The sequence below is a fragment of the Deltaproteobacteria bacterium HGW-Deltaproteobacteria-2 genome, from assembly GCA_002840505.1.
Taxonomy (GTDB): Bacteria; Desulfobacterota; Syntrophia; order Syntrophales; family Smithellaceae; genus Smithella.
This window is the reverse complement of the sequence record PHBC01000001.1, coordinates 771,268-792,062: the sequence shown is the minus strand read 5'-3', so window position 1 is coordinate 792,062 and position 20,795 is coordinate 771,268. Positions and strand designations below refer to the sequence as shown.

17 protein-coding genes are annotated in these 20,795 nt (G+C 45.8%); 15 read left to right on the top strand and 2 right to left on the bottom strand.

Annotated features, from left to right (window positions below; translation table 11 throughout):
• Positions 1-192: 192 nt before the first annotated feature.
• Positions 193-642 carry a hypothetical protein gene (locus CVU62_03645; GenBank protein PKN39299.1) on the top strand — a complete coding sequence of 150 codons (450 nt, stop codon included), beginning with the start codon at positions 193-195 and terminating at the stop codon, positions 640-642.
• A gap of 41 nt (positions 643-683) precedes the next feature.
• Here CVU62_03645 and CVU62_03640 read toward each other — a convergent pair whose 3' ends face one another.
• Positions 684-2,243 (bottom strand): hypothetical protein, encoded by a 1,560-nt coding sequence (locus CVU62_03640; protein PKN39298.1) that lies wholly within the window; start codon positions 2,241-2,243, stop codon positions 684-686.
• A 263-nt stretch (positions 2,244-2,506) separates the two neighbouring features.
• On the opposite strand from CVU62_03640, the gene CVU62_03635 reads away from it, so the two are divergent.
• The 14 genes from CVU62_03635 (at position 2,507) to CVU62_03570 (ending at position 18,340) form a co-directional block, all read left to right on the top strand.
• On the top strand, positions 2,507-3,136 hold the full coding sequence (locus tag CVU62_03635; protein PKN39297.1) for a hypothetical protein: 630 nt from the start codon (positions 2,507-2,509) through the stop codon (positions 3,134-3,136).
• 203 nt (positions 3,137-3,339) lie between these two features.
• Complete coding sequence (locus tag CVU62_03630) at positions 3,340-4,764, top strand: hypothetical protein (protein PKN39296.1); 1,425 nt, start codon at positions 3,340-3,342, stop codon at positions 4,762-4,764.
• A 206-nt stretch (positions 4,765-4,970) separates the two neighbouring features.
• Positions 4,971-5,408: a hypothetical protein gene (locus tag CVU62_03625; GenBank protein ID PKN39295.1), complete on the top strand. Its 438-nt coding sequence runs from the start codon at positions 4,971-4,973 to the stop codon at positions 5,406-5,408.
• 33 nt (positions 5,409-5,441) lie between these two features.
• Positions 5,442-6,500: a tRNA 2-thiouridine(34) synthase MnmA gene (locus CVU62_03620; protein ID PKN39294.1), complete on the top strand. Its 1,059-nt coding sequence runs from the start codon at positions 5,442-5,444 to the stop codon at positions 6,498-6,500.
• 177 nt (positions 6,501-6,677) lie between these two features.
• The gene (locus tag CVU62_03615) at positions 6,678-7,970 is read left to right on the top strand and encodes an O-acetylhomoserine aminocarboxypropyltransferase (protein ID PKN39293.1); all 1,293 of its coding nucleotides are present in this window, start codon (positions 6,678-6,680) and stop codon (positions 7,968-7,970) included.
• 15 nt (positions 7,971-7,985) lie between these two features.
• Entirely contained in the window at positions 7,986-8,912 is a 927-nt protein-coding gene (gene cysK, locus CVU62_03610; protein PKN39292.1) for a cysteine synthase A, read from the top strand.
• Positions 8,913-9,010: 98 nt separating this feature from the next.
• Complete coding sequence (locus CVU62_03605; protein ID PKN39291.1) at positions 9,011-10,183, top strand: homoserine O-acetyltransferase; 1,173 nt, start codon at positions 9,011-9,013, stop codon at positions 10,181-10,183.
• Positions 10,173-10,784 carry a methionine biosynthesis protein MetW gene (gene metW / locus CVU62_03600; GenBank protein PKN39290.1) on the top strand — a complete coding sequence of 204 codons (612 nt, stop codon included), beginning with the start codon at positions 10,173-10,175 and terminating at the stop codon, positions 10,782-10,784. The genes CVU62_03605 and metW overlap by 11 nt, the downstream gene beginning before the upstream one ends.
• Positions 10,785-10,824: 40 nt before the next feature.
• Positions 10,825-11,541, top strand: a complete 717-nt coding sequence (locus tag CVU62_03595; protein ID PKN39289.1) for a hypothetical protein — start codon at positions 10,825-10,827, stop codon at positions 11,539-11,541.
• Between the two features lie 50 nt (positions 11,542-11,591).
• Positions 11,592-12,032 carry an MOSC domain-containing protein gene (locus CVU62_03590; protein PKN39461.1) on the top strand — a complete coding sequence of 147 codons (441 nt, stop codon included), beginning with the start codon at positions 11,592-11,594 and terminating at the stop codon, positions 12,030-12,032.
• A gap of 69 nt (positions 12,033-12,101) precedes the next feature.
• Positions 12,102-12,491, top strand: coding sequence for a hypothetical protein (locus tag CVU62_03585; protein ID PKN39288.1), 390 nt, complete (start codon positions 12,102-12,104; stop codon positions 12,489-12,491).
• The gene (locus CVU62_03580) at positions 12,475-13,755 is read left to right on the top strand and encodes a hypothetical protein (GenBank protein ID PKN39287.1); all 1,281 of its coding nucleotides are present in this window, start codon (positions 12,475-12,477) and stop codon (positions 13,753-13,755) included. Before CVU62_03585 ends, CVU62_03580 begins: the two co-directional genes overlap by 17 nt.
• Entirely contained in the window at positions 13,752-14,963 is a 1,212-nt protein-coding gene (locus CVU62_03575; GenBank protein ID PKN39286.1) for an efflux RND transporter periplasmic adaptor subunit, read from the top strand. Before CVU62_03580 ends, CVU62_03575 begins: the two co-directional genes overlap by 4 nt.
• Positions 14,964-15,163: 200 nt before the next feature.
• On the top strand, positions 15,164-18,340 hold the full coding sequence (locus CVU62_03570; GenBank protein ID PKN39285.1) for a CusA/CzcA family heavy metal efflux RND transporter: 3,177 nt from the start codon (positions 15,164-15,166) through the stop codon (positions 18,338-18,340).
• A 43-nt stretch (positions 18,341-18,383) separates the two neighbouring features.
• Here the strand turns inward: CVU62_03570 and CVU62_03565 are convergent, their stop codons facing one another.
• A complete protein-coding gene (locus CVU62_03565) occupies positions 18,384-20,762 on the bottom strand; it encodes a hypothetical protein (protein PKN39284.1) in 2,379 nt (792 codons plus the stop codon).
• Positions 20,763-20,795 lie beyond the last annotated feature (33 nt).

The window sequence follows — 20,795 nt, the reverse complement described above, 5'->3', positions numbered from 1 at the left end:
AATTTCTTCTATGCAATACCAATATATTAATTTTATTCTCAAAAATTCTTTGACAAACAAAATCATTGTTCATATACTCGCACACCATAAAAATTACTGTCAAGCGATGCTCAGCAATAATATTTGTGAAGAATGTAAAGACTACAAATTAAAGATGGAGAAGAAACTGGATTATCCGGAGAGAGAAAATACATGGTTTCCAAAGTACTCGTAAACCCTTTAGGGTGGGCAGTAATTATCTGTCCTGACTGCGGGGTAAAAACAAATACTAAGCCTGAAAAGGAACTGCAAAACAAAGTTCTGGATCGAGCTTGTATGTGTGGAGCAAAATATCAATTATTGTTTGATACTAGATCTGCGCATCGGAAGAGATGTTCTTTGCCCGGTATTCTTTTAGCAGAGAAGGACATTCCGGTTATCATTAAAAATATCTCCGAAATTGGAGCTTCTTTTTCTTTTGAAGATCATGTCAACGGACTTGCAATTGGGAGTTTTTACAAGCTGAAAATGAAAATTAATCAAGACTGGATAGAGGGTGTGACCAAAATAACCAGAGTGCATAAGAATGTAGTGGGCGTTACGTTTTCCGAAATCGGTACCGATCACAAAAAGATAATAGGCTCCTATTCCCCTCCCTGTTAATCGAATTTTTTTAAATCCTCCAGATCACAGAAACGAAATCGTTATGCATTAAATATAATTTTGCTGACATCATAAATCTTGCCGTCTTTGATGACGGCTTGCGGATTACGACAAGCTTTGATGTTTTCCAAAGGGTTTTCTTTCAGTACAACCAGATCAGCGTATTTTCCTTTATCCACCGATCCGATTTTGTCGGCCATTCCGATAATCTTTGCGTTGTTGATGGTGGCGCACTGCAAGGCTTCCAGACAAGAAAATCCAACGCGGCCCAGCATTTCCATTTCGCGCCATAGACTTCCATGATATGAAAAAGGAACTCCGGAGTCTGTGCCGCAGCCAATGGCAATGCCCGCGTCTTTCATCGCCATTAAATTTCGTGGTCCGACAAGCAGGATATCGAAATAAATTTCAGGATTGGGCATATACATTCCTTTTTGGTATAAATTGCCACAACCGTGTTTACGATAGTTTTTTAGATGAACTATATTGCTTTCATGAATGGATGTTTCAGTATAATCTCCCAATGAAGAATTTATGTATTCGCGTCGAATGGTCATTTCTCTATCAATGAAATCGTTACGGTATTTTTGAGGCAGTTCCTCATAGGCTTCCGGTGCGGCCAGCATTTGCGCGATGATCATGGTTGGCACAATGGAGATATTCTTTTTAGCCATTGCGGTTATTTCTTTCTCCGTCAGCACCGCGTCAGCAATGGAATGCTCCATCGAACTGATCCCGTATTGCAGAGCACGGTCAAACCCGAATTTGGTATGAATGTGTCCGGCCGTGGCCAGATTATTTTTCTGCGCGTAGTCAAATATCAATTTTAGATGTTCATCTGTATAAGCTGGAATCTCACCTTTTCCGCACAGCACGGACTTTTGGTCCATGGTTAGTTTGATAAACGATGCGCCGAAGGCGGAGTTTTTCCGCATCTTTTCTTCCAGATCCTTTGTATTCTTGAACCATAAATTGGTGTCACCGGCAAACGCAATCACCACCGGAGAAAAAATGCTGACGTCTGAAGGATCAATATCGGGGTGCCCGCCATAGATATTGGTGAATGAATTGCAGTAAACAACCCGCGGACCGATGAGATCACCTTTTTCTATTTGTGATATGAAGTCATGCAGTAATTTCGGCATCGCGCCCATGTCGCGGATAGTCGTCACGCCATGCTTTATCTGCTGGATGTAATTTCTTTTCTGTTGATTCATAATTGTTAAAATTCCCAAAGGATTGAGCTCCGATTGGCCAGGCAGGGTCGCATGGCAATGCGCGTCAATCAAGCCGGGTATAATAAACTGATTTTTCAAATCTATAATTATATCGCCTTCCCTTGCAGAGGGGCTTTCATTGGCAATAGTTTCAATGACACCATTCCGTATGGCAATAGTTTGGTCACGACGGATGACACCCAGGATAACATCAAGAACATTGCTATGGATGAGATAAAGTGTTTTACCCTCGATGGTGCCTGCCGGTTGATATTTGGGAATAGACGAGCAACCGGTAATATTCGGCATTCCCAGAAAAAAGGCGGATGCCGCCACTGTCTGCATCAGTTGCCTTCTGGTCATTTCAAAAGAAATATTTCCCATGAGTAATTCCCTCTCCTTTAATATTTTAAAATCGCCGAGATAATTATGTCGAAAGAGCCGGATATTGCAAGAATATATTTGTTGCTGGAAAACGAGGAGCGTGCTCAATTTGCTCTAAATTGATGGATTTTGCTATTCCTCACATCGGAAGTATTTACTGCAATCGTTTGCAGCCCTGGGATCTGCAGGTAAATAATTATTAATATAATTTTCTCAACAATTGTGATAATAAAAAAACAAATAAAAATACGAACGGAGATTTTATGCGCAAGATTATCGTTTTTATCTTTTGTGTTTTAATTTTTCTTTGTTCATGCTCGGAAAAGGGCAAATCGGCGGAAGACTGGATTAGCAGAGCGCGCCTGTTATGGGACGGGAAACAATATACGGAGCCGAATAAGGCAATTGAATACTTGAATAACGCTATTAAACTGCAGCCTAATAACGCTGAGACTTACAACCAGCGAGGGGTTGCTTACAAAAATCTTGGCCAGAATCAGCGTGCCATAGAGGACTATAATGAAGCTATCCGCCTCAAACCGGATAATGTTTTGGCCTACTACAACAGGGGAACTGTTTACAACAATATTGGTCAATATCAAAATGCCATAGAGGACTATAATAAAGTTCTCCGTCTGGAACCAAATTCAATAATCGCATACAACAGCAGAGGGATTAATTACGGCAGCCTTCACCAATATCAACGTGCCATAGAAGACTATAATAAAGCCATTCATTTGCAACCGAATTATGCCGATGCTTACAATAACAGGGGTCTTGCTTATTTAAAACAGGACAATGACAAATCGGGTTGCAGGGATTTACAAAAGGCTTGTAAATTAGGAGTTTGTAAAGCACTGGAATTGGCTAAAAACAAAGGAATATGCCGTTGATCAAGTTTTGTCAGAGCAGGGAACATAAATAGAATTAGCAATCGACATTTATTGTTTATTTCAATATTTCTTCCTGAAATCCTCAACATTTATTCAATTCTTAATCGATAGCGGCTTAAAAAATGGCTGAACTCTAACTTAACTTATGGTAGAAAAACGCGGGGCACGATCACCCGCAACGAAAATGAATAGAGGTAAAATTTATGTCACGTCGTCGAGCATCGGAGCTTGGCAGATTTTTCAAGCCAGAAAGCATCGCCGTTATCGGCGTCTCCCGTGAAGCATTTACTTTTGGAGGAAACAGTTTCCTCAGTCACTATCTGAAGGCGGGATATGAAGGACGCCTTTATCCGATCAATCCCAAAGCATTGCAGATTCAGGGGCTGAAGGCTTATCCTTCGCTTGCAGCGCTTCCGGAGATACCCGATCTGGTGATGATTGCGGTGAAGGCCGATATAGTGCCATCCGTGCTCGAGGACTGCGCAAAGGCGGGTGTTCGCTACATTCATATACTGACGTCAGGTTTCAGTGAGATCGGAACACAAGAAGGAAAGCGGCTGGAGAATAAAATTGTAGAGATAGCCGCAGAGCGCAATCTTCTGATTATGGGTCCCAACTGCATGGGACCTTATTGTCCATCTGTGCACCTGACGGCCTGGGGCGGCGTTCCCGGTCGCGACGGCTGTTTGGGAATTATCTCCCAGAGCGGCAGCGTGACGCAGCGCTTCACGGAATATGTTTGTTCGCTGGGCATAGGTGTGAGTAAAGCGGCAAGTATCGGCAATGCGACAGTGTTGGACAGCCCGGACTTTCTGGAGTTCATGGCTGACGATAATGATGTCAGCATCATCGCTGTCTATCTGGAAAGCATCAGTGACGGAAGACGATTTTTTAATCTGGCCAGGGCTATATCGCCCAGCAAACCCATCATCATGCTGAAAGGTGGCGAATCAGCCCAGGGGACAGCGACGGTTGAATCCCACACGGGAAGAATGGCCGGCAATCAAAGAATATGGAATGCAGTCTGCGAACAAACAGGCATTGTACGTGTCACTAACATGAATGAATGGGTCGATACAGGTCTGGCATTTTCGCTTCTGCCTAAAACACACGGTAAAGGAGTATTCATTATCGGCGGCGGAGGCGGCAACAGCGTTATTTTTTCTGACTCATGCATTCGGGCCGGACTGGATGTGCCCACACTATCAAATGAAAGCATGGAAAGAATCCGTCCATTTGTGCCCACAGCTGGAAGCATCGCCGGAAATCCACTTGACCTCTGGGAGGTTTTTCTTGTGCCTGAGCGTCTTTTTGAAGTGCTGGACGTGGCCTATAAAGATGAAAATATTCACATGGTGATTGTCGACCGCTTAATTCCGCGTCTTGCGTTTCACAGTCCGGATATTCCCGATTCGGTTGCTGAAATCGTACATTTCATCAAAACACACAAGAAAGCCAAACCAACAGTCTTTACAATTGATTATGACGGCGGTGATCAGGATCTCATCATAAAGGGATCACAGCTTCGGAGGCGGTTCTGTGAAGCCGGAGTTCCCGCTTTTCCTTCCTTTGAAAGAGCAATTGGCGCAATGGTGCGTTTTCAAAAACATTGTAGCCGCTTCGGTTGAGAATTGAACAGACTCGCATATCCGATAATTCACAAGAGTATTTCCCTTGAATGTCTAAATTCTTGAGGCAACGAACTTAATTATTAAAATTAAGATTAATTGTAATTTACATAATCAATAAAAACTTTTTCTTGACAAATTAACTCTGTTAGTTTAATTACTAGTAAATCAATAGTATTGATAGTGAATTGTAAGGAATTGAATTTATGAAACTTTCTACGCGATCACGCTACGGGCTGAGATTAATGCTGGCTTTGGCCAGAAATTACGGAAGGGGTAATACATTTCTAAAAGATATTGCCCGTGAGGAGGAAATTTCTGAAAAATATCTGAGCCTTATAATAATTCCGCTCAAAGGGGTTGGTCTGATTAATTCTGTGAGGGGATCATCCGGAGGTTATACGCTGGCCAAAGCTCCATCGCAGATAACCTTGAAAAATATTGTTGATGTATTCGAAGGAGATTGTCTGGTTGATTGTGTAAAAAACCCCAAGGCCTGCCCCAGAGTTAGCACCTGTGCCAGTCGTGATATCTGGACCATGCTGGGCGGCAAGATATCGGAAATATTAAACTCAATTACGCTGGAACAGTTAGTTGTCATGAATAATGAGAAAAAAGAGCAGGCGATAAGTCCGTCTATATAATCAGGAAAATTTAGAAGGGAGCGATCAAAGTAAATGAGTAAAAAAGTTTTGGTAGCGATGAGCGGCGGTGTTGATTCGTCAGTTGCGGCCATGCTGCTCAAAAATGAAGGCTACGATGTCGCCGGCGTAACAATGTGTTTAGGCATCTCAACGGAAGATGAAGCGAAGTGTTGCGGTGTCACCGCGATCGATGACGCCAAAAGAGTCTGCGATCGGCTGAAAATTCCTCACTATGTTTTTGATTATGCGGCCCAACTCGAAGATAAGGTCATCGCAAAATTTATCAGCGAATATCAGAAAGGAAGAACACCAAACCCCTGCGTCGAATGCAACCGTTACCTGAAATTCGGGAGTCTTCTGAAAAAGGCGAAAGGGCTCGGGTTTGATTTTCTGGCAACCGGTCATTACGCGTTCATTGAACAAAATGAAGATGGTTATTGTCTGAAAAGGCCGAAAGACCGAAAAAAAGATCAGACATATTTTCTTTACGCCATTCCTTATGATGGATTTGGTAACATACTTTTCCCCCTCGCTTCTCTGAGCAAAGAGGAAGTAAGGGAGGTAGCGAAAAAAGCACTCCTGCCTGTTGCGGAAAAACAGGAGAGTCAGGATATTTGTTTTGTAACACAGAAAAATTATCAGGAGTTTCTGTTAGGAAGGGTGCGGAAATTAGAACCGGGTCCGATTGTGGATATGCAGGGAAAGGTTCTGGGGAAGCATCGGGGAATTATATTTCATACTATCGGACAGCGGGGAGGTTTGGGTATAAGTCATACAACGCCGCTGTATGTTGTATCAATTGATTCCGATAAAAATCTTATTGTTGTTGGTGAAAAGAAAGACTTAATGGCAAAAGGGCTTCTGGCCAGCGATGTAAATATACTGGTGCGGGATTGGCCCAAGCAATTGTATGCGAAGATCAGATACCGGAAAAAAGAGGCGCTTTGCGAAGTAACTACCAAAAACGGCAGACTGAGAGTAATCTTTGCTGAAGAGCAGGAAGCTATCACCCCCGGCCAGTCGGTGGTTTTTTATGAAAATGACCGCGTACTGGGCGGTGGAACAATAGAAGAGGTTTTGCATGGAAAGTAGACATGCGAATACTTTTTTCACATCAACAAAGAAGGAAAGATCGGTTTTGCTGAATATTACTCTAACTGCGGCAGGTCTCGCCCGGGGACACATAATGTGTAGCTCCATCTTTAGTCAAGAAGAGAGAATAACCGGACAGAGAACAAGCATGAGACTAATATGAAAGGATAAAATACAATGAGTAAAATCGATACAAAATTAAAAATAGAAACCCTGGCCCTACATGGCGGCCAGGATGCGGATCCGACAACGGGATCACGTGCAGTGCCCATTTATCAGACAACATCATATCAGTTCAAAGACACTGAGCATGCGGCTAATCTTTTTGGCCTGAAGGAGTTTGGTAATATTTATACACGGCTGATGAATCCAACGACGGATGTTTTTGAGAAGAGGATGGCTCTTCTGGATGGCGGTGTCGGGGCACTGGCGGTAGCCAGCGGCCAATCGGCCATTACCCTGGCGCTTCTCAATATCGCCCAGGCCGGAGATGAAATAGTTTCGGCAGACAATCTCTACGGCGGGACCTACAATTTGTTACATTACACTTTTTCCCGTCTCGGGATTACGGTCAAGTTTGTCAAGTCTAACGACCTCGATGCTTTGCAGAAAGCAATCACACCTAAGACTAAGGCGATTTACGCGGAGTCTATCGGCAATCCTAAACTGGACGTGGCCGACATAGAAGGCATTGCCAATGTCGCGCATAAAAACGGCATTCCCTTTGTTTTGGACAATACCGTTTCGCCCTATCTGCTTCGTCCCATTGATTTCGGGGTGGATATTGTAGTATATTCGGCTACTAAATTTATCGGCGGTCACGGTACATCGCTGGGCGGAGTTATTGTTGATTCAGGAAAATTTGACTGGACAAACGGCAAGTTTCCGTTGATCGCTGATCCTGATCCGAGTTATCACGGAATCAATTTTGTGGAAGCCCTGAAACCGCACGGTAATATCGCATATATAACTAAAGCTCGTGTATCTCTTCTGCGTGATCTGGGACCGGCACTGTCGCCGTTTAACGCTTTCCTCTTTCTGCAGGGACTGGAAACAATCCATTTGAGACTGCCCCGTCATTCCGAAAATGCTTTAAGTGTGGCCGGTTATATGGAGAAACATCCGAAAGTCAATTGGGTCAATTATCCGGGACTTAAGTTCAGTCCGGAACAACAGCGGGTGAAAAAATATCTTCCGAAAGGTGCCGGAGCGATTATCGGATTCGGCATCAAGGGCGGCGCCCAAGCAGGAAAGAAGTTTATCGAATCTCTGGAACTCATCTCTCATTTGGCAAATGTAGGCGACGCGAAAACTTTGGCGATCCATCCGGCAACGACAACACACCAGCAGCTATCTGCGGAGGAACAGTTAGCTACAGGAGTGACACCGGATTTCATTAGACTGTCCATAGGAATTGAACATATTGATGACATTATTGCCGATATTGAACAGGCCTTGGCAAAGGTTTAATTTAAGGAGATTATTATGGCTAGAATATTTGAAGATATTACCAAAACAGTCGGAGGCACACCTCTGGTGCGTCTCAATAGAATACAGGAAGGATTGAACGTTGAGATTCTTGTAAAAATCGAATCCTTCAATCCTCTTTCCAGCGTGAAAGATAGAATCGGTGTTGCCATGATTGAGGCGGCGGAAACAGCGGGGCTTATCAGCAAAGATACGGTGATCATCGAACCGACTAGCGGCAATACAGGGATTGCCCTTGCCTTTGTCTGCGCGGCAAAAGGTTATAGGCTTGTCCTCACAATGCCCGATACAATGAGCATGGAGCGTAGACATCTTTTGAGTATTCTGGGGGCAGAGCTCGTTCTAACGGAAGGAGCCAAGGGCATGAAAGGAGCCATTGCAAAGGCGGAAGAACTGGCTGCAAGCTATAAAAACAGTTTCATGCCTCAGCAGTTTAAAAACCCGGCCAATCCAGAGATACACCGCCGGACGACGGCCCAGGAGTTATGGAATGATACGGACGGGAAAGTTAATTATTTTATTGCAGGAGTCGGAACCGGCGGGACGATTACCGGTATCGGAGAGGTATTGAAAAAGAAAAATCCTTCCGTGAAGATAATTGCTGTGGAACCAACAGATTCCCCGGTTCTATCCGGCGGAAAACCCGGGCCTCACAAAATTCAGGGCATTGGCGCCGGATTTGTACCGGATGTGTTGAACAGAGACGTGATTGATGAAATTATCCAGGTTGTCCATGAAAATGCCGGAGAGATGGCCAGGCGACTGGCGAAGGAAGAGGGAATCCTCGTGGGGATATCCAGCGGTGCTGCTCTCTGGGCTGCCCTGGAAGTGGCAAAACGCAAGGAGGCTGAAGGTAAAATGATAGTCGCTCTTTTGCCGGACAGCGGGGAAAGGTATTTGTCAACGTGGCTGTTTCAGAAATAGTAAGGGTTTTTACTACGAACATACCCCCTCCCTTTCATCCCTCCCGCCAGGGGAGGGAAAAGTTCACCTCCCTTGAGGGGAGAGGATGATTGATAATTATGAAGAAAACGAGAAACGAAAAAATATATGGTGAATCGGTTGGCGTTGTAGAAACGCAGTATTACACCTTTGCCGAGCCGGGCAGGGAATATAAATTTGAAAGCGGAGATAAACTGGGGCCGATCACCCTTGCTTATGAAACATACGGAAAATTGAACAAGGATAAATCGAATGGAATCCTGGTGCTGCACGCGCTTTCCGGCGATGCCCACGCGGCAGGCGTTCATCGTGGACAGGATGATCCGGGATGGTGGGATAATATGATCGGACCGGGCAAGGCCTTTGATACAAACCGGTACTTCATCATCTGCTCAAACGTCGTCGGCGGTTGCAAAGGTTCTACGGGCCCGTCTTCTCTGAATCCTGCTACGGGAAAACCTTATGCGCTGGATTTTCCGTTTATAACTGTGGCCGATATGGTCCACGCTCAGCGGCATCTCATCGATTTTTTAGGTATCGATAAACTGTTGTGCGTTGCCGGTGCTTCCATGGGAGGTATGCAGGTACTCCAATGGGTTGCCTCCTATTCCGAGCGGGTGCGATCGGCCATTCCTATTGCGACGGCACTGAAACACTCTCCCCAGCAGATTGCTTTCAACGAAGTTGTCCGGCAGTCCATCATGGCTGATCCGGCATGGCGTGAAGGGAATTACTATGAATATGGTCAGCCAGAGAAGGGACTGTCGGTTGCCCGCATGATTGGCCACATCACTTTCATGAGTGATCAATCCATGGAAGAAAAATTTTCCCGGCGGTTGAAGAACGATAAGTTCAGCTTCGGATTTGACGCTGATTTTGAAGTGGAAGGTTATCTGCGCTATAGGGGAGCTAATTTTGTGAAGCGCTTCGATGCCAATTCTTATCTCTATATTACAAAAGCGATAGATTACTTTGATCTGTCTGGAGGAAAACTCATCCCTCACGGAAAGACCATTAACACTCGCTTCCTAATCATTTCCTTTAAGTCCGACTGGCTTTATCCATCCCACCAGTCGCAGGAAATAGTACGCGCATTAAAAAGGAGGCATGTTGATGCTACATATTGCGAGTTGACGTCCAGTTACGGTCATGACGCTTTTCTTATTGAAGTGGATGAACAGACAACGCTGATCAAACATTTTCTCGACAAGACATTTAACGGATATCTGGTAACGGGCAATTATGGAATCTAATAGTATTAATCTTGATCATCAAATCATTTATTCGATTATTGAACCCGATGCGCGCGTTTTAGACCTAGGATGCGGCGAAGGGGAACTTCTCTATCCTCTTGTCCGGGATAAGCGCATCAAGGCTCAAGGGATTGAACTGAATGATAAAGCAATTCAGGAGTGTGTCAGGAAGGGATTAAGTGTTTTTCAGGATGATATTGAAAACAGTTTACTGGAATATCCGGATAATTCTTTCGATTATGTTATTTTGAACCAGAGCATGCAGGAAGTAAAAAAAGTCGATTTAGTCATTCAGGAAGCCCTGCGTATCGGCAACAAGGTCATTGTCGGGTTCCCCAATTTTGCCTACATCAAATCGCGGCTTATGCTGTTTTTCAAGGGGAAGTCACCTATTACAGGATCTTTGCCTTATCTGTGGTTTGATACACCGAACGTTCGCTTTTTAAGTATCACAGATTTCAAAAACTTTTGTGTAGAAAAAAATATCCGGATCGTGGAAGCCCATTATCTGAGAGAAAAAAAAATTGTGCATCTTTGGCCGAATCTATTGGCCTTGAATGCCATTTTCGTTTTAACGAATAGGAAGAGTCAAGTAAAATGAAATGGAATGAACTGAATAAAATTTAATTTAAAAAGAGGAGTTGCCTTTGCCAAAGATTGTTAATCATGATGAATACCGGGAAAAGATTCTGGAAAAAAGTTTATCCCTATTTACCCGTAGGGGTTATTTCAATATAAACATGAGGCAACTTGCCGCTGAGATAGATGTGTCCACTGGAACGCTCTATAATTATTTCCCCTCTAAGAAAGACATTCTCGCAGCGATGATGGCCTGGATCGGTGATAAAAATGTGGACGAATATATCCGCCTGACCAGTTCTGTCGAAAAAATCCACGATCGTTTTGACATCGTTGTGGATTACTTGAAAGAAAAAGGTGAGTTTTATGAGAACATCATGCTTCTTGCGATTGACCACTTTCGGAATACGGATATCGAGCAGTGGAAAGCCGTTTATTCTGTTTTTGCAGACGTTAATATAGGTGGTGTGTCCGAGAGACTTAACATATCGCGGCAATTTGCCCTTTCCATATTCATATATTTTATCGGACTTTCTTTCCATTCGCTGGCCTTCGATGGAACAAAAGAATACAATAAACAAATAGATTTCTTGAACACAATATTAAGACCCCTGATCGTGGATGCACAAGATGATGTGGAAATAGCCGCGCAAAAATTCAAAGAAGTTACCCGCGATGTTCTTATGAATAAGATCATTCCCTCCAAAACGACTTCTATAAAGAAAAATAAAAAAACAAGACAAAGAAGGTTATCACTGAACGAAAAGATAGGAATCTAAAAACACAACAACTTAGGACTCATTAGAGTAGGTAATTTAAGATGAAAAAAATATGTGGGAAAATTCTGGCGGTAAATATTTCTCAGAAAAAAGGTGAAAAAAAGAGCAATATCGACTGCGGTCTGTTTCTGGAAAACCTGGGTCTCGAAAATGACGCCCACGCCCAAGCCGATATCATAAGACAGGTTAGTCTCCTGGCCAAAGAAAGTATAGAAAAAATCAGAGCCAAGGGACTCGATGTTAACTATGGTGATTTTGCGGAAAATCTCACTACTGAAGGCATTGATCTGCCAGCGCTACCCATCGGCTCACGGTTAAAAGTCGGGAAGGAAGTTCTGCTGGAAGTCACTCAGATAGGCAAAGAATGCCACAGCCGGTGCAATATATTTTACACAGTCGGAGATTGCGTCATGCCCAGAGAAGGAATTTTCGCCAAAGTGCTGACTGGCGGCGAAATAAAAATAAATGACTCTATAGACATTGCCAAATAGATGATTATATTTTTGATATTGAACAAATTATTTAATTATATTGGATAAATTAATGAAAGGAGACAAATTATGAAGAAATTTGCTACGGCGTTAATCATATTATTAATTGCAGCAGGGTTTGCCTTTGCGAAGGATTACACGGTCATAAAAAAAGCCGGCGGCTACACGGTTGAAGTAAAGCTGGACAAGAATCCGCCCATTACCGGTCCAAATAAGATGGAGATAAACATCAAGGATGACAAAGGGGTCAATGTAACCGATGCCATGGTGACCGTGGATTACAGCATGCCGGCCATGCCCGGAATGCCGGCCATGAATTACAAGGCAAAAGCCGAATTGAACGGTAGCCGGTATATGGCAAGAGTTAATTTTTCCATGTCGGGAGCCTGGGCAGTTAATATCAAAATCACGCGTGCCGGAAAGACACAGGCGGTAAAACTCAATGTGGATGTCAGTTAAGACTACGCACATATTTGTTTTCACAATCGCGGTCTTTCTTCTGGGCACGTCTGCCTTTGCCCAGGATTTAAGGCTCTCTGATCTTACGCAAGAGGCCTTGAAGAACAGCCCTGAAATTCAAGCCTCGCTCTCGAAGATAGGGGCCGCCAGGTATCGTGTTCCTCAGGCGGCGAGTCTTCCTGACCCTATGTTTTCCGTCGGCTATCAGAACGAGGGCTTTGACAAGTACACCTACGGCGAAGAACAGGGTTCCCAGTGGATGTTTTCGGCATCGCAGCAGTTTCTTTTTCCCGGCAAGCGCGCGTTGAAAGGGGAGATGGTACAGCGGGATGCCGAGAGCATGGAAGCCATGCATGAGCTTCTGAAACTGAAAACCGTGGCACGAGTCAAAGAACTTTATTTCGATCTCTTCCTGGCCTATAAGAATATTGACCTCATCAAGGACAAACTGAAACTGTTTCTCAGAATAGAGGATCTGACGCTGGTCCGCTATGCGGCAGGTAAAGCCATACAGCAGGAAGTCCTCATGGCGCAAACGGAAAAATACATGCTTCTGGAAAAAGAAGAGATGTTCAAACAGAAGATACAGTCGCTGGAAGCCATGCTGAAAGCCGCGATCGGGAGAGAAAACGGACCGCCTCTGGGAAGACCCATAGATCCGGTATATCAACCTTTTTATCTCGATGCGGATGATGCCGTGAAAACAGCGCTGAGCAATTCTCCTGAAATAAAAGCACGGTATAAAATCATAGAGGCAGCCGACACCAAAATTCGCATGACACAGAAGGAGTATTATCCGGATTTCAGTATTAACGCCGGATATTCCAACCGTTCAGGTGATTTCAAAGATATGTGGAGCGCGACGGCAACGATAAACATTCCTATATTCTTCAAAACGAAGCAGGAACCGGCGGTTTACGAGGCGAAGGCGTCTTATGCGCAGGCGAAACAGGAACTGGAGGCCGTAAAGCTGATGATTGCGGCGGCGATAAAGGATAATTTTTCCATGCTCAGATCATCGGAAAAGCTGATGGATCTTTATACGAACGGTTTGATTCCCAAGAATACACAGGATGTGGATCTGGCTCTGACGGAATACTCCAATGGGAGGACGGATTTGATTGTCGTGATCTCCCGTCTCAAGACGCTGTTGGATTATCAAATTCTATACTGGAATCAATTTGTGGAAAGAGAAAAAGCCATCGCGAGACTTCAGGGAATTACTCAAGGCCTGAATTCAGCGCCGGGAGGGGGAAAGAAATGAAAGATCGGAATTTTCTCGCTGTATCGGCTATCTGCTTGTTATTTTTAATGAGCTTCATGACGGCAAATGCCGTTTACGCCCAGGGGCATGCCGGACATACCATGCCGCCCCCGGCGGCGGAAAAACAGAAGACCGTAAAACCTCAAGCGCCGCAACCGGCTCCACCGGAAGAGATGACAGAAGAAACTCCTCAGGTGGATATTTCTTCAGAACAACAGCAACTAATCGGGGTCAAGACCGTCAAGGCTTCCCTAAAACCTATCCCGAAAGTCATCCGCACCGTGGGACGGATTGAGGCTGATGAGCGCAAGCAGGCGACTATCAATACGAAGGTTGAGGGTTGGATTGAGAAGCTCCACGTAGATTACACAGGGCGCTACGTCAAAAAAGGAGATCCGCTGGTGGAAATTTACAGCCCGGAGCTTCTGGCGACACAACAGGAATTCCTGGGAATTTTAAAATGGGCAAAACAACCGGATGACAAGAAAAAAGATGACACGCTCAGCCTTATGCTGGCCAAGGATGCCGACGCCGCTCTGGATGCGGCAAGACAGAGGCTGCGGCTCTGGGATATATCGGAAGAACAGATCAAACAAATCCAGCAGTCAGGTAAACCTGTCCGTACGTTGACTTTATACAGTCCTGTCAGCGGGTTTGTTACGCAGAAGATGGCCGTTCAGGGCATGAAAGTTATGCCGGGAGAAAAGCTCTTTGACATTGCCGATCTCTCCACGCTCTGGATCATCGCTGATATTTACGAATACGAAATGCCTTTTGTGAAAGTCGGCCAGCCGGCCAAAATTACCCTAAGTTATTTTCCGGGTAAAGAATTATCATCAAAGATTGATTATATTTATCCCACAATTGCCGCGGATACCAGGACGGCGAAAATCCGCCTAATGATTCCCAATCCGGGAGGCCAGTTGAAACCCCAGATGTTCACGAATGTGGAAATCAGGATAAGCCTTGGTCAAAAGCTTGTCGTTCCGGAGTCAGCAGTAATCGATACCGGCACATCGCAGGTAGTTTATGTGGATAAAGGAGAAGGCGCCTTTGAACCACGTGAAGTAGAGCTTGGCCTGCGGGCGGATGGCTTGGTAGAAGTGCTGCGTGGAATTAAAGCCGGTGAAAAGGTGGCCTCTTCGGCCAATTTCCTGATTGATTCCGAAGCTCAACTTAAGGGCATAAAACCCCTGCGCAGGAAATGATATTGTCATTCATATAATTCCTCTCTTTTTTTGAAGAAAGGAATTGCCCTCCTTTTTTAAAGGAGGGTCGGGGAGGATTTAATAAAAAAATCCCCTTCAATCCCCCTTTAAGAAAGGGGGAAAATATGGGACAGGAAAGTAATATTCCTTTCCTTTATGAGATTTGATCGCGAAATCACAATATTTAAGCGAGTCTCACTATGATTGCCAAAATAATTGAATTTTCCGCCCGCAATAAATTCGCAGTCTTTCTCATGATGGCCCTGGCCATTATCTGGGGTTACTGGGCGGTAAAGAATACACCCCTCGACGCCCTTCCGGATTTGAGTGACACTCAGGTTATCATCTACACCGAATGGACGGGCCGCAGCCCTGATCTGGTGGAAGATCAAATTACCTACCCTATTTCCTCCACCCTCCTGGCCGCTCCGAAGGTTCAGGCGGTGCGCGGTTTTTCATTTTTAGGCAGTTCCTTCATCTACGTTATCTTTGAAGAAGGGACTGATATCTATTGGGCCAGAAGCCGTATCCTGGAATATCTCCAGGCCGTGAAGAACAAAATTCCTTCCGATGTCAATCCGGTCCTGGGTCCTGATGCGACGAGCCTGGGCTGGGGTTTTTCTTACGCCGTCGTCGATGAAACAGGCGGCCATGATCTTTCCGAACTACGCTCCATTCAGGATTATATAATTAAACTGGGACTGGAAAGCGTTCCCGGCGTTTCGCAAGTTGCGAGCATCGGCGGCTTTGTAAAGCAGTACCAGATAACCGTCGATCCTAACCGCCTTCTTGCCTACAATATTCCCATTACGAAGGTCATGGAGGCAGTCAGAAAGAGCAACCAGGATGTGGAAGGACGCGTCCTTGAACTATCCGGCGTGGAATACATGATCCGGGGACGGGGATACATCAAGGGGCTTCAAGATCTGGAAAGTATCGCCGTGGGTGCGAACCCCGGCGGAACGCCAATCTATTTAAAGGATGTAGCCCGTATCCAACTGGGACCGGAAATCCGCAGAGGTCTTGCAGATCTGAATGGCAGGGGAGAAGTTGCCGGCGGGATTGTAATTGTCCGGACGGGTGAAAATGTTTTGAATGTGATCGAGCGGGTTAAGGCAAAGATCAACAGTGACCTTGCGCCCAGTCTTCCTCAAGGCGTAAAAATTGTCACGACCTATGACCGGTCAGACCTGATCAAGCGATCCATGTCTACCCTCAAAGAAGAGATTATCAAACTTATCATCGCGGTGAGCGTGGTTTGTCTGGTCTTTCTTTTTCACCTGCCCAGCGCCCTGGTGGTTATCGTCACACTACCCATCGCCATTCTTATGGCCTTTATCAGTATGTATTATCTGGGTGTTACCTCCAACGTGATGAGTCTGTCCGGCATCGCCATCGCTATCGGCGCTATGGTGGACGCCGCCATCATCATGGTGGAAAATGCCCACAAGAAGCTCGAAGAGTGGGAACATCAGGGGAAGCCGGGGAACCGCGTAGATGTAATTGTCGACGCGGCCAAAGAAGTCGGCCCTTCTCTTTTCTTCTCTCTGCTGGTCATCACGGTGGGATTCCTCCCGGTCTTCACCCTGCAGGCCCAAGCGGGCAGGCTGTTCAAGCCTCTGGCCTATACGAAAACATTCGCCATGCTCTTCTCATCTTTTCTGGCGATTACTCTGACACCGGTTTTGATGACGCTTTTCATCCGTGGAAAAATCCGGCCGGAAGAAAAAAATCCCATCAGCATCGTCCTGCACAAAATATATGAACCCGTCGCCCGGCTTGCTTTGAGATTCAAAAAGACGGTTATCGTTGCCGCCATCATTATTATGATTTTGACTATTTATCCATTTATGAAACTCGGTTCGGAATTTATGCCCCCTCTTTACGAAGGGTCGCTCTTTTATATGCCGGTGACCATGCCCGGAGCATCCATTTCCGAAGCGTCCTCCTTGCTCCAGATTCAGGATAAGATCCTAAAAAAAATTCCGGAAGTTGCCCAGGTTTTCGGAAAAGCGGGACGAGCGGAGACGGCCACAGACCCGGCGCCACTGGAAATGTTCGAGACGGTGATCAACCTGAAGCCGGAATCCGAGTGGCGCGCAGGGATGACGGTAGAAAAACTAAAAGACGAGATGAATGACGCACTGACCATCCCCGGCGTGGCCAATTCCTTTACCATGCCGATCAAAGCCCGCATCGACATGCTGGCTACAGGCATTCGGACACCCGTTGGAATAAAGATACTGGGGCCGAATCTGGAAGAAATTGAAAAAATAGGCCTGGCCCTGGAGCATCATTTAAAAGATATCCCCGGTACGCGAAGTGTCTATGCGGAGCGGGTGACAACTGGTTACTTTCTGGATATCGCCATAAAACGCGCTGAGGCTGCAAGATATGGTCTTACCGTGGACGATGTGGGCGAGGTGATTCAGACGGCCATCGGGGGCATGAACCTGACAGTGACCGTTGAGGGACGGGCGCGGTATCCCGTCAATATTCGCTATCCCCGAAATTTGCGCAACGATGTGGAACAACTCAAGCGGATTCTAGTACCGGTCATGATGACCAATCGTGCTGTGCCGGCTGTGCCTGGTCCGGGAGGCATGGCGGCAACGCCGCAGGTTACGCAGATACCCCTGGGCGAGGTGGCGGATATAAAAATCGTTAAGGGTCCCACAGCCATCAAAAGTGAAGAAGGACTTCTTACCGCTTATGTCTTCATTGACTTTTCCGGACGGGACATGGGCAGCTATGTGGAGGAGGCAAAACAAAAAGCATCGACGCTGGAGATCCCCGAAGGCTACCGGCTTATCTGGAGCGGGGAATATGAAAATCTGACAAAGACCCATGAGCGGTTGAAGATGGTCATTCCTCTGACCCTTTTCATCATCTTCATTCTCCTTTACCTGAACACGAGATCAGCGGTCAAAACAATGATTGTGCTTCTTGCCGTTCCCTTTTCCCTTGTCGGTTCTTTCTGGTTTCTCTACATTCTCAATTACAACATGAGCATTGCCGTCTGGGTGGGAATCATCGCGCTGGCGGGGCTCGACGCGGAAACTGGTGTAGTAATGCTTCTCTATCTTGACCTTGCCTATGAGAAGTGGAAAAAAGAAGGAAAAATGGTCAAGGCTTCCGATCTGAAAGAGGCCATCATGTACGGTGCCGTAAAGAGAATCCGTCCCAAGATCATGACGGTGAGCGTCATTCTGGCGGGCCTGATCCCCATCATGTTCAGCCACGGCACCGGCGCCGATGTCATGAAGCGGATTGCCGCGCCCATGGTCGGCGGCGTGATAACCTCGACTATTCTTGAATTGGTTATTTATCCCGCGATTTATATGATCTGGAGGGGGAGAAGCTTAGCGAAAGATTAAGTCGTTGTCCGAATCAATATTTCCTTTGGCAGGAAGATTTCAGTTAAAATTTTTCGATTTCCTCAATCAACTGATTTAACTTTTTTGGTGATACAGGGTAGGGAGTTTTAAGTTCCTGTGCAAACAGTGATATTTTGTATTCTTCAATCATCCAGAATAATTCTTCAATCAGCGTCTTTTTTTCTTCCGGATAATCCACTGAAATATCGTCCTTCAAGCGGCTGATTTCCTTAATCCCGATGTGTTGAGGTATAGGCTCTTTATCTGATGTAATCATTTGTTGCAGCTGCCGGGAATAAATCAAAACTTGCTGCATTTTCTTTTGTGCCGCGGCGAGATTGAGGCTTCCCCGCTCGGCTCGCAAAGCAAGTGCCCTAAAGTATCGCGGTAAATCCTTCATGCGTTCAAATATATAGAACTCGGGGAAATCAATCGGTACAAAGCTTTGTAGTTCTGTCTGGATTTCTTTGAGGAATTTCAACACTGGTTGATTGCTGGTATTTTTCTTCATGAGTTTTTGCACACAGGCATGAATCTCATCAAAGGCTTTCAATACCGGTTCAATGGAAACAAGTACCTGCTGGCCATATTGCAGAAATTTAGAATCCAGAGCATCAGCGTGTCGAACATAATCTTCCTGCCTGCGCCATGGTTTGAAGAATAAATCTTTTTTGACTCTGTTGATGATCGATTGCTCCAATTGCTTAGGATTGCCGATATTTGCGGCAATGGCTTTCATCCCGGTGCTCAGGGTAACGTTCTTTTTGAGTTGCTTCAGTATGTCGGCAAAGTGAATTTCATAAAGAGCCGCGATGCCCCGGATATGACTGGCGGCGCTTTCTTTCCGATCGGAAAAAAGCCGCAGATTTATGGAATCGTCAATGACCTGCAGGGCCGGATAGGCATAACCGACAAGACCCTGAATGCCGGTGAGAGGAATCTGCTTCGGTAATTCACCAAAATCCCAGCGGGTGATTCCTTCTTTTTCCCAATCCCCTTTGATTTTATCCAGCGCCGACGTATTGATCGTTTCGGCAAGCTCCTTCTGCAGGAGATTAATGTCCCGGCTGTTTTTTATTTCCTTTCCTTTTTCATCAATCACACTGAAGCGGACGTTTAAGTGATCCGGTAGTTTGTCCAGCGCCCAGGCATCACGGGGAACGGTTACTTTGTATTGATCGTGCAGGAACCGGCTCAAAGCCTGCGGCAAAGATTTATTTAAATTTGATTTGTCCTCCAGCAATGCCTGCGCGATTTGGAGAGGCGGGGGAAGTTTCTGGCGCAGTGATTTGGGAAGCGACTTCAATAAGTGAAAGGCCTTCTCCTGCAGTAATGACGGCAGGTAGCGGTCGATATTTTCTTCGGCAGTCCGGGAAACGAGTCCCAGAGGAACATTGATGGTCACGCCGTCATCGCTCTGGCCTGGCTCGAAATTGTAACGGCAGGCCAGAGCCGCGTCGCCGATTTTTATCTGATCGGGATATTGAAATATTTCATCAGGATCCGGTTCATGGGCAATCAAATCCTCTTTTTCTTCCATCGTTTTGACGTGATCGAATAAAGACAAATTATGTTCCAGAAAAGGAATCCGGCGGGGAACCTCTCCGGTAACGAGGGCTTCCCGGATAAATATCGATCGGGCTTCTTCCGGATTAATTCTTTCATAAGCGACCGGTCGGCTCTCCACGATGGTCAAACCGAAAAGCGTTACCTTTTCCAGAGCGACAACCTGCCCGCGATTTTTTTCCCAGTGGGCGGCGGCGTAAGTGCGGCGGCAGTTGTCACCGCCCAGCTCCTCCAGCCACTCGCTTTTTATATTGGCCACATTGCGGGCGAAAACCCGCGAGGTCAGGCTGATTTCCGCCGCCACAATCCAGCTGCCCGCGCGATTGAACAAACCGGAGCCGGGGAAAATCATTACCGGCCTGCTCTTTGCCGCGTTGTAAAAGTTTTTTTCCTTCTTTTGAGCAATGTTGGAAAGATAACCGCTGAGAATACAGCGATGAATTTTATCGGATATTTCCTGATTTATTTCTATCTTGACGTGTTTCTTGCCCTTTGCCGTTTTGTTTGTTCCTTCGATAATATCCAGTATCTGATGATAGATGTCACGCCATTCGATCATTCTCTTGTATGAAAGAAAATGATCGTGGCAAAATTTTCTCAGTTTGCTCTGTGACGGCAGACTCTCCAGCGAGCCATGATAGCGATTCCAGATGTTGAGATAGGTCAGGAAGTCCGACTCGGGATGCGCGAAGAGAGCGTGAGCTTTTGACGCCTGATCGGCCTGATCGTAGGGCCGTTCTCGCGGGTCCTGAATCGAGAGAGCCGCGGCAATGACGGCAATCTCGCTTACACATTTTTCTTTCTGCGCTTCAATCAGCATGCGGGAAACCCGTGGATCAAGCGGAAATTCGGCCATTGTCCGCCCGACTTCAGTCAGCTTATAGAGATT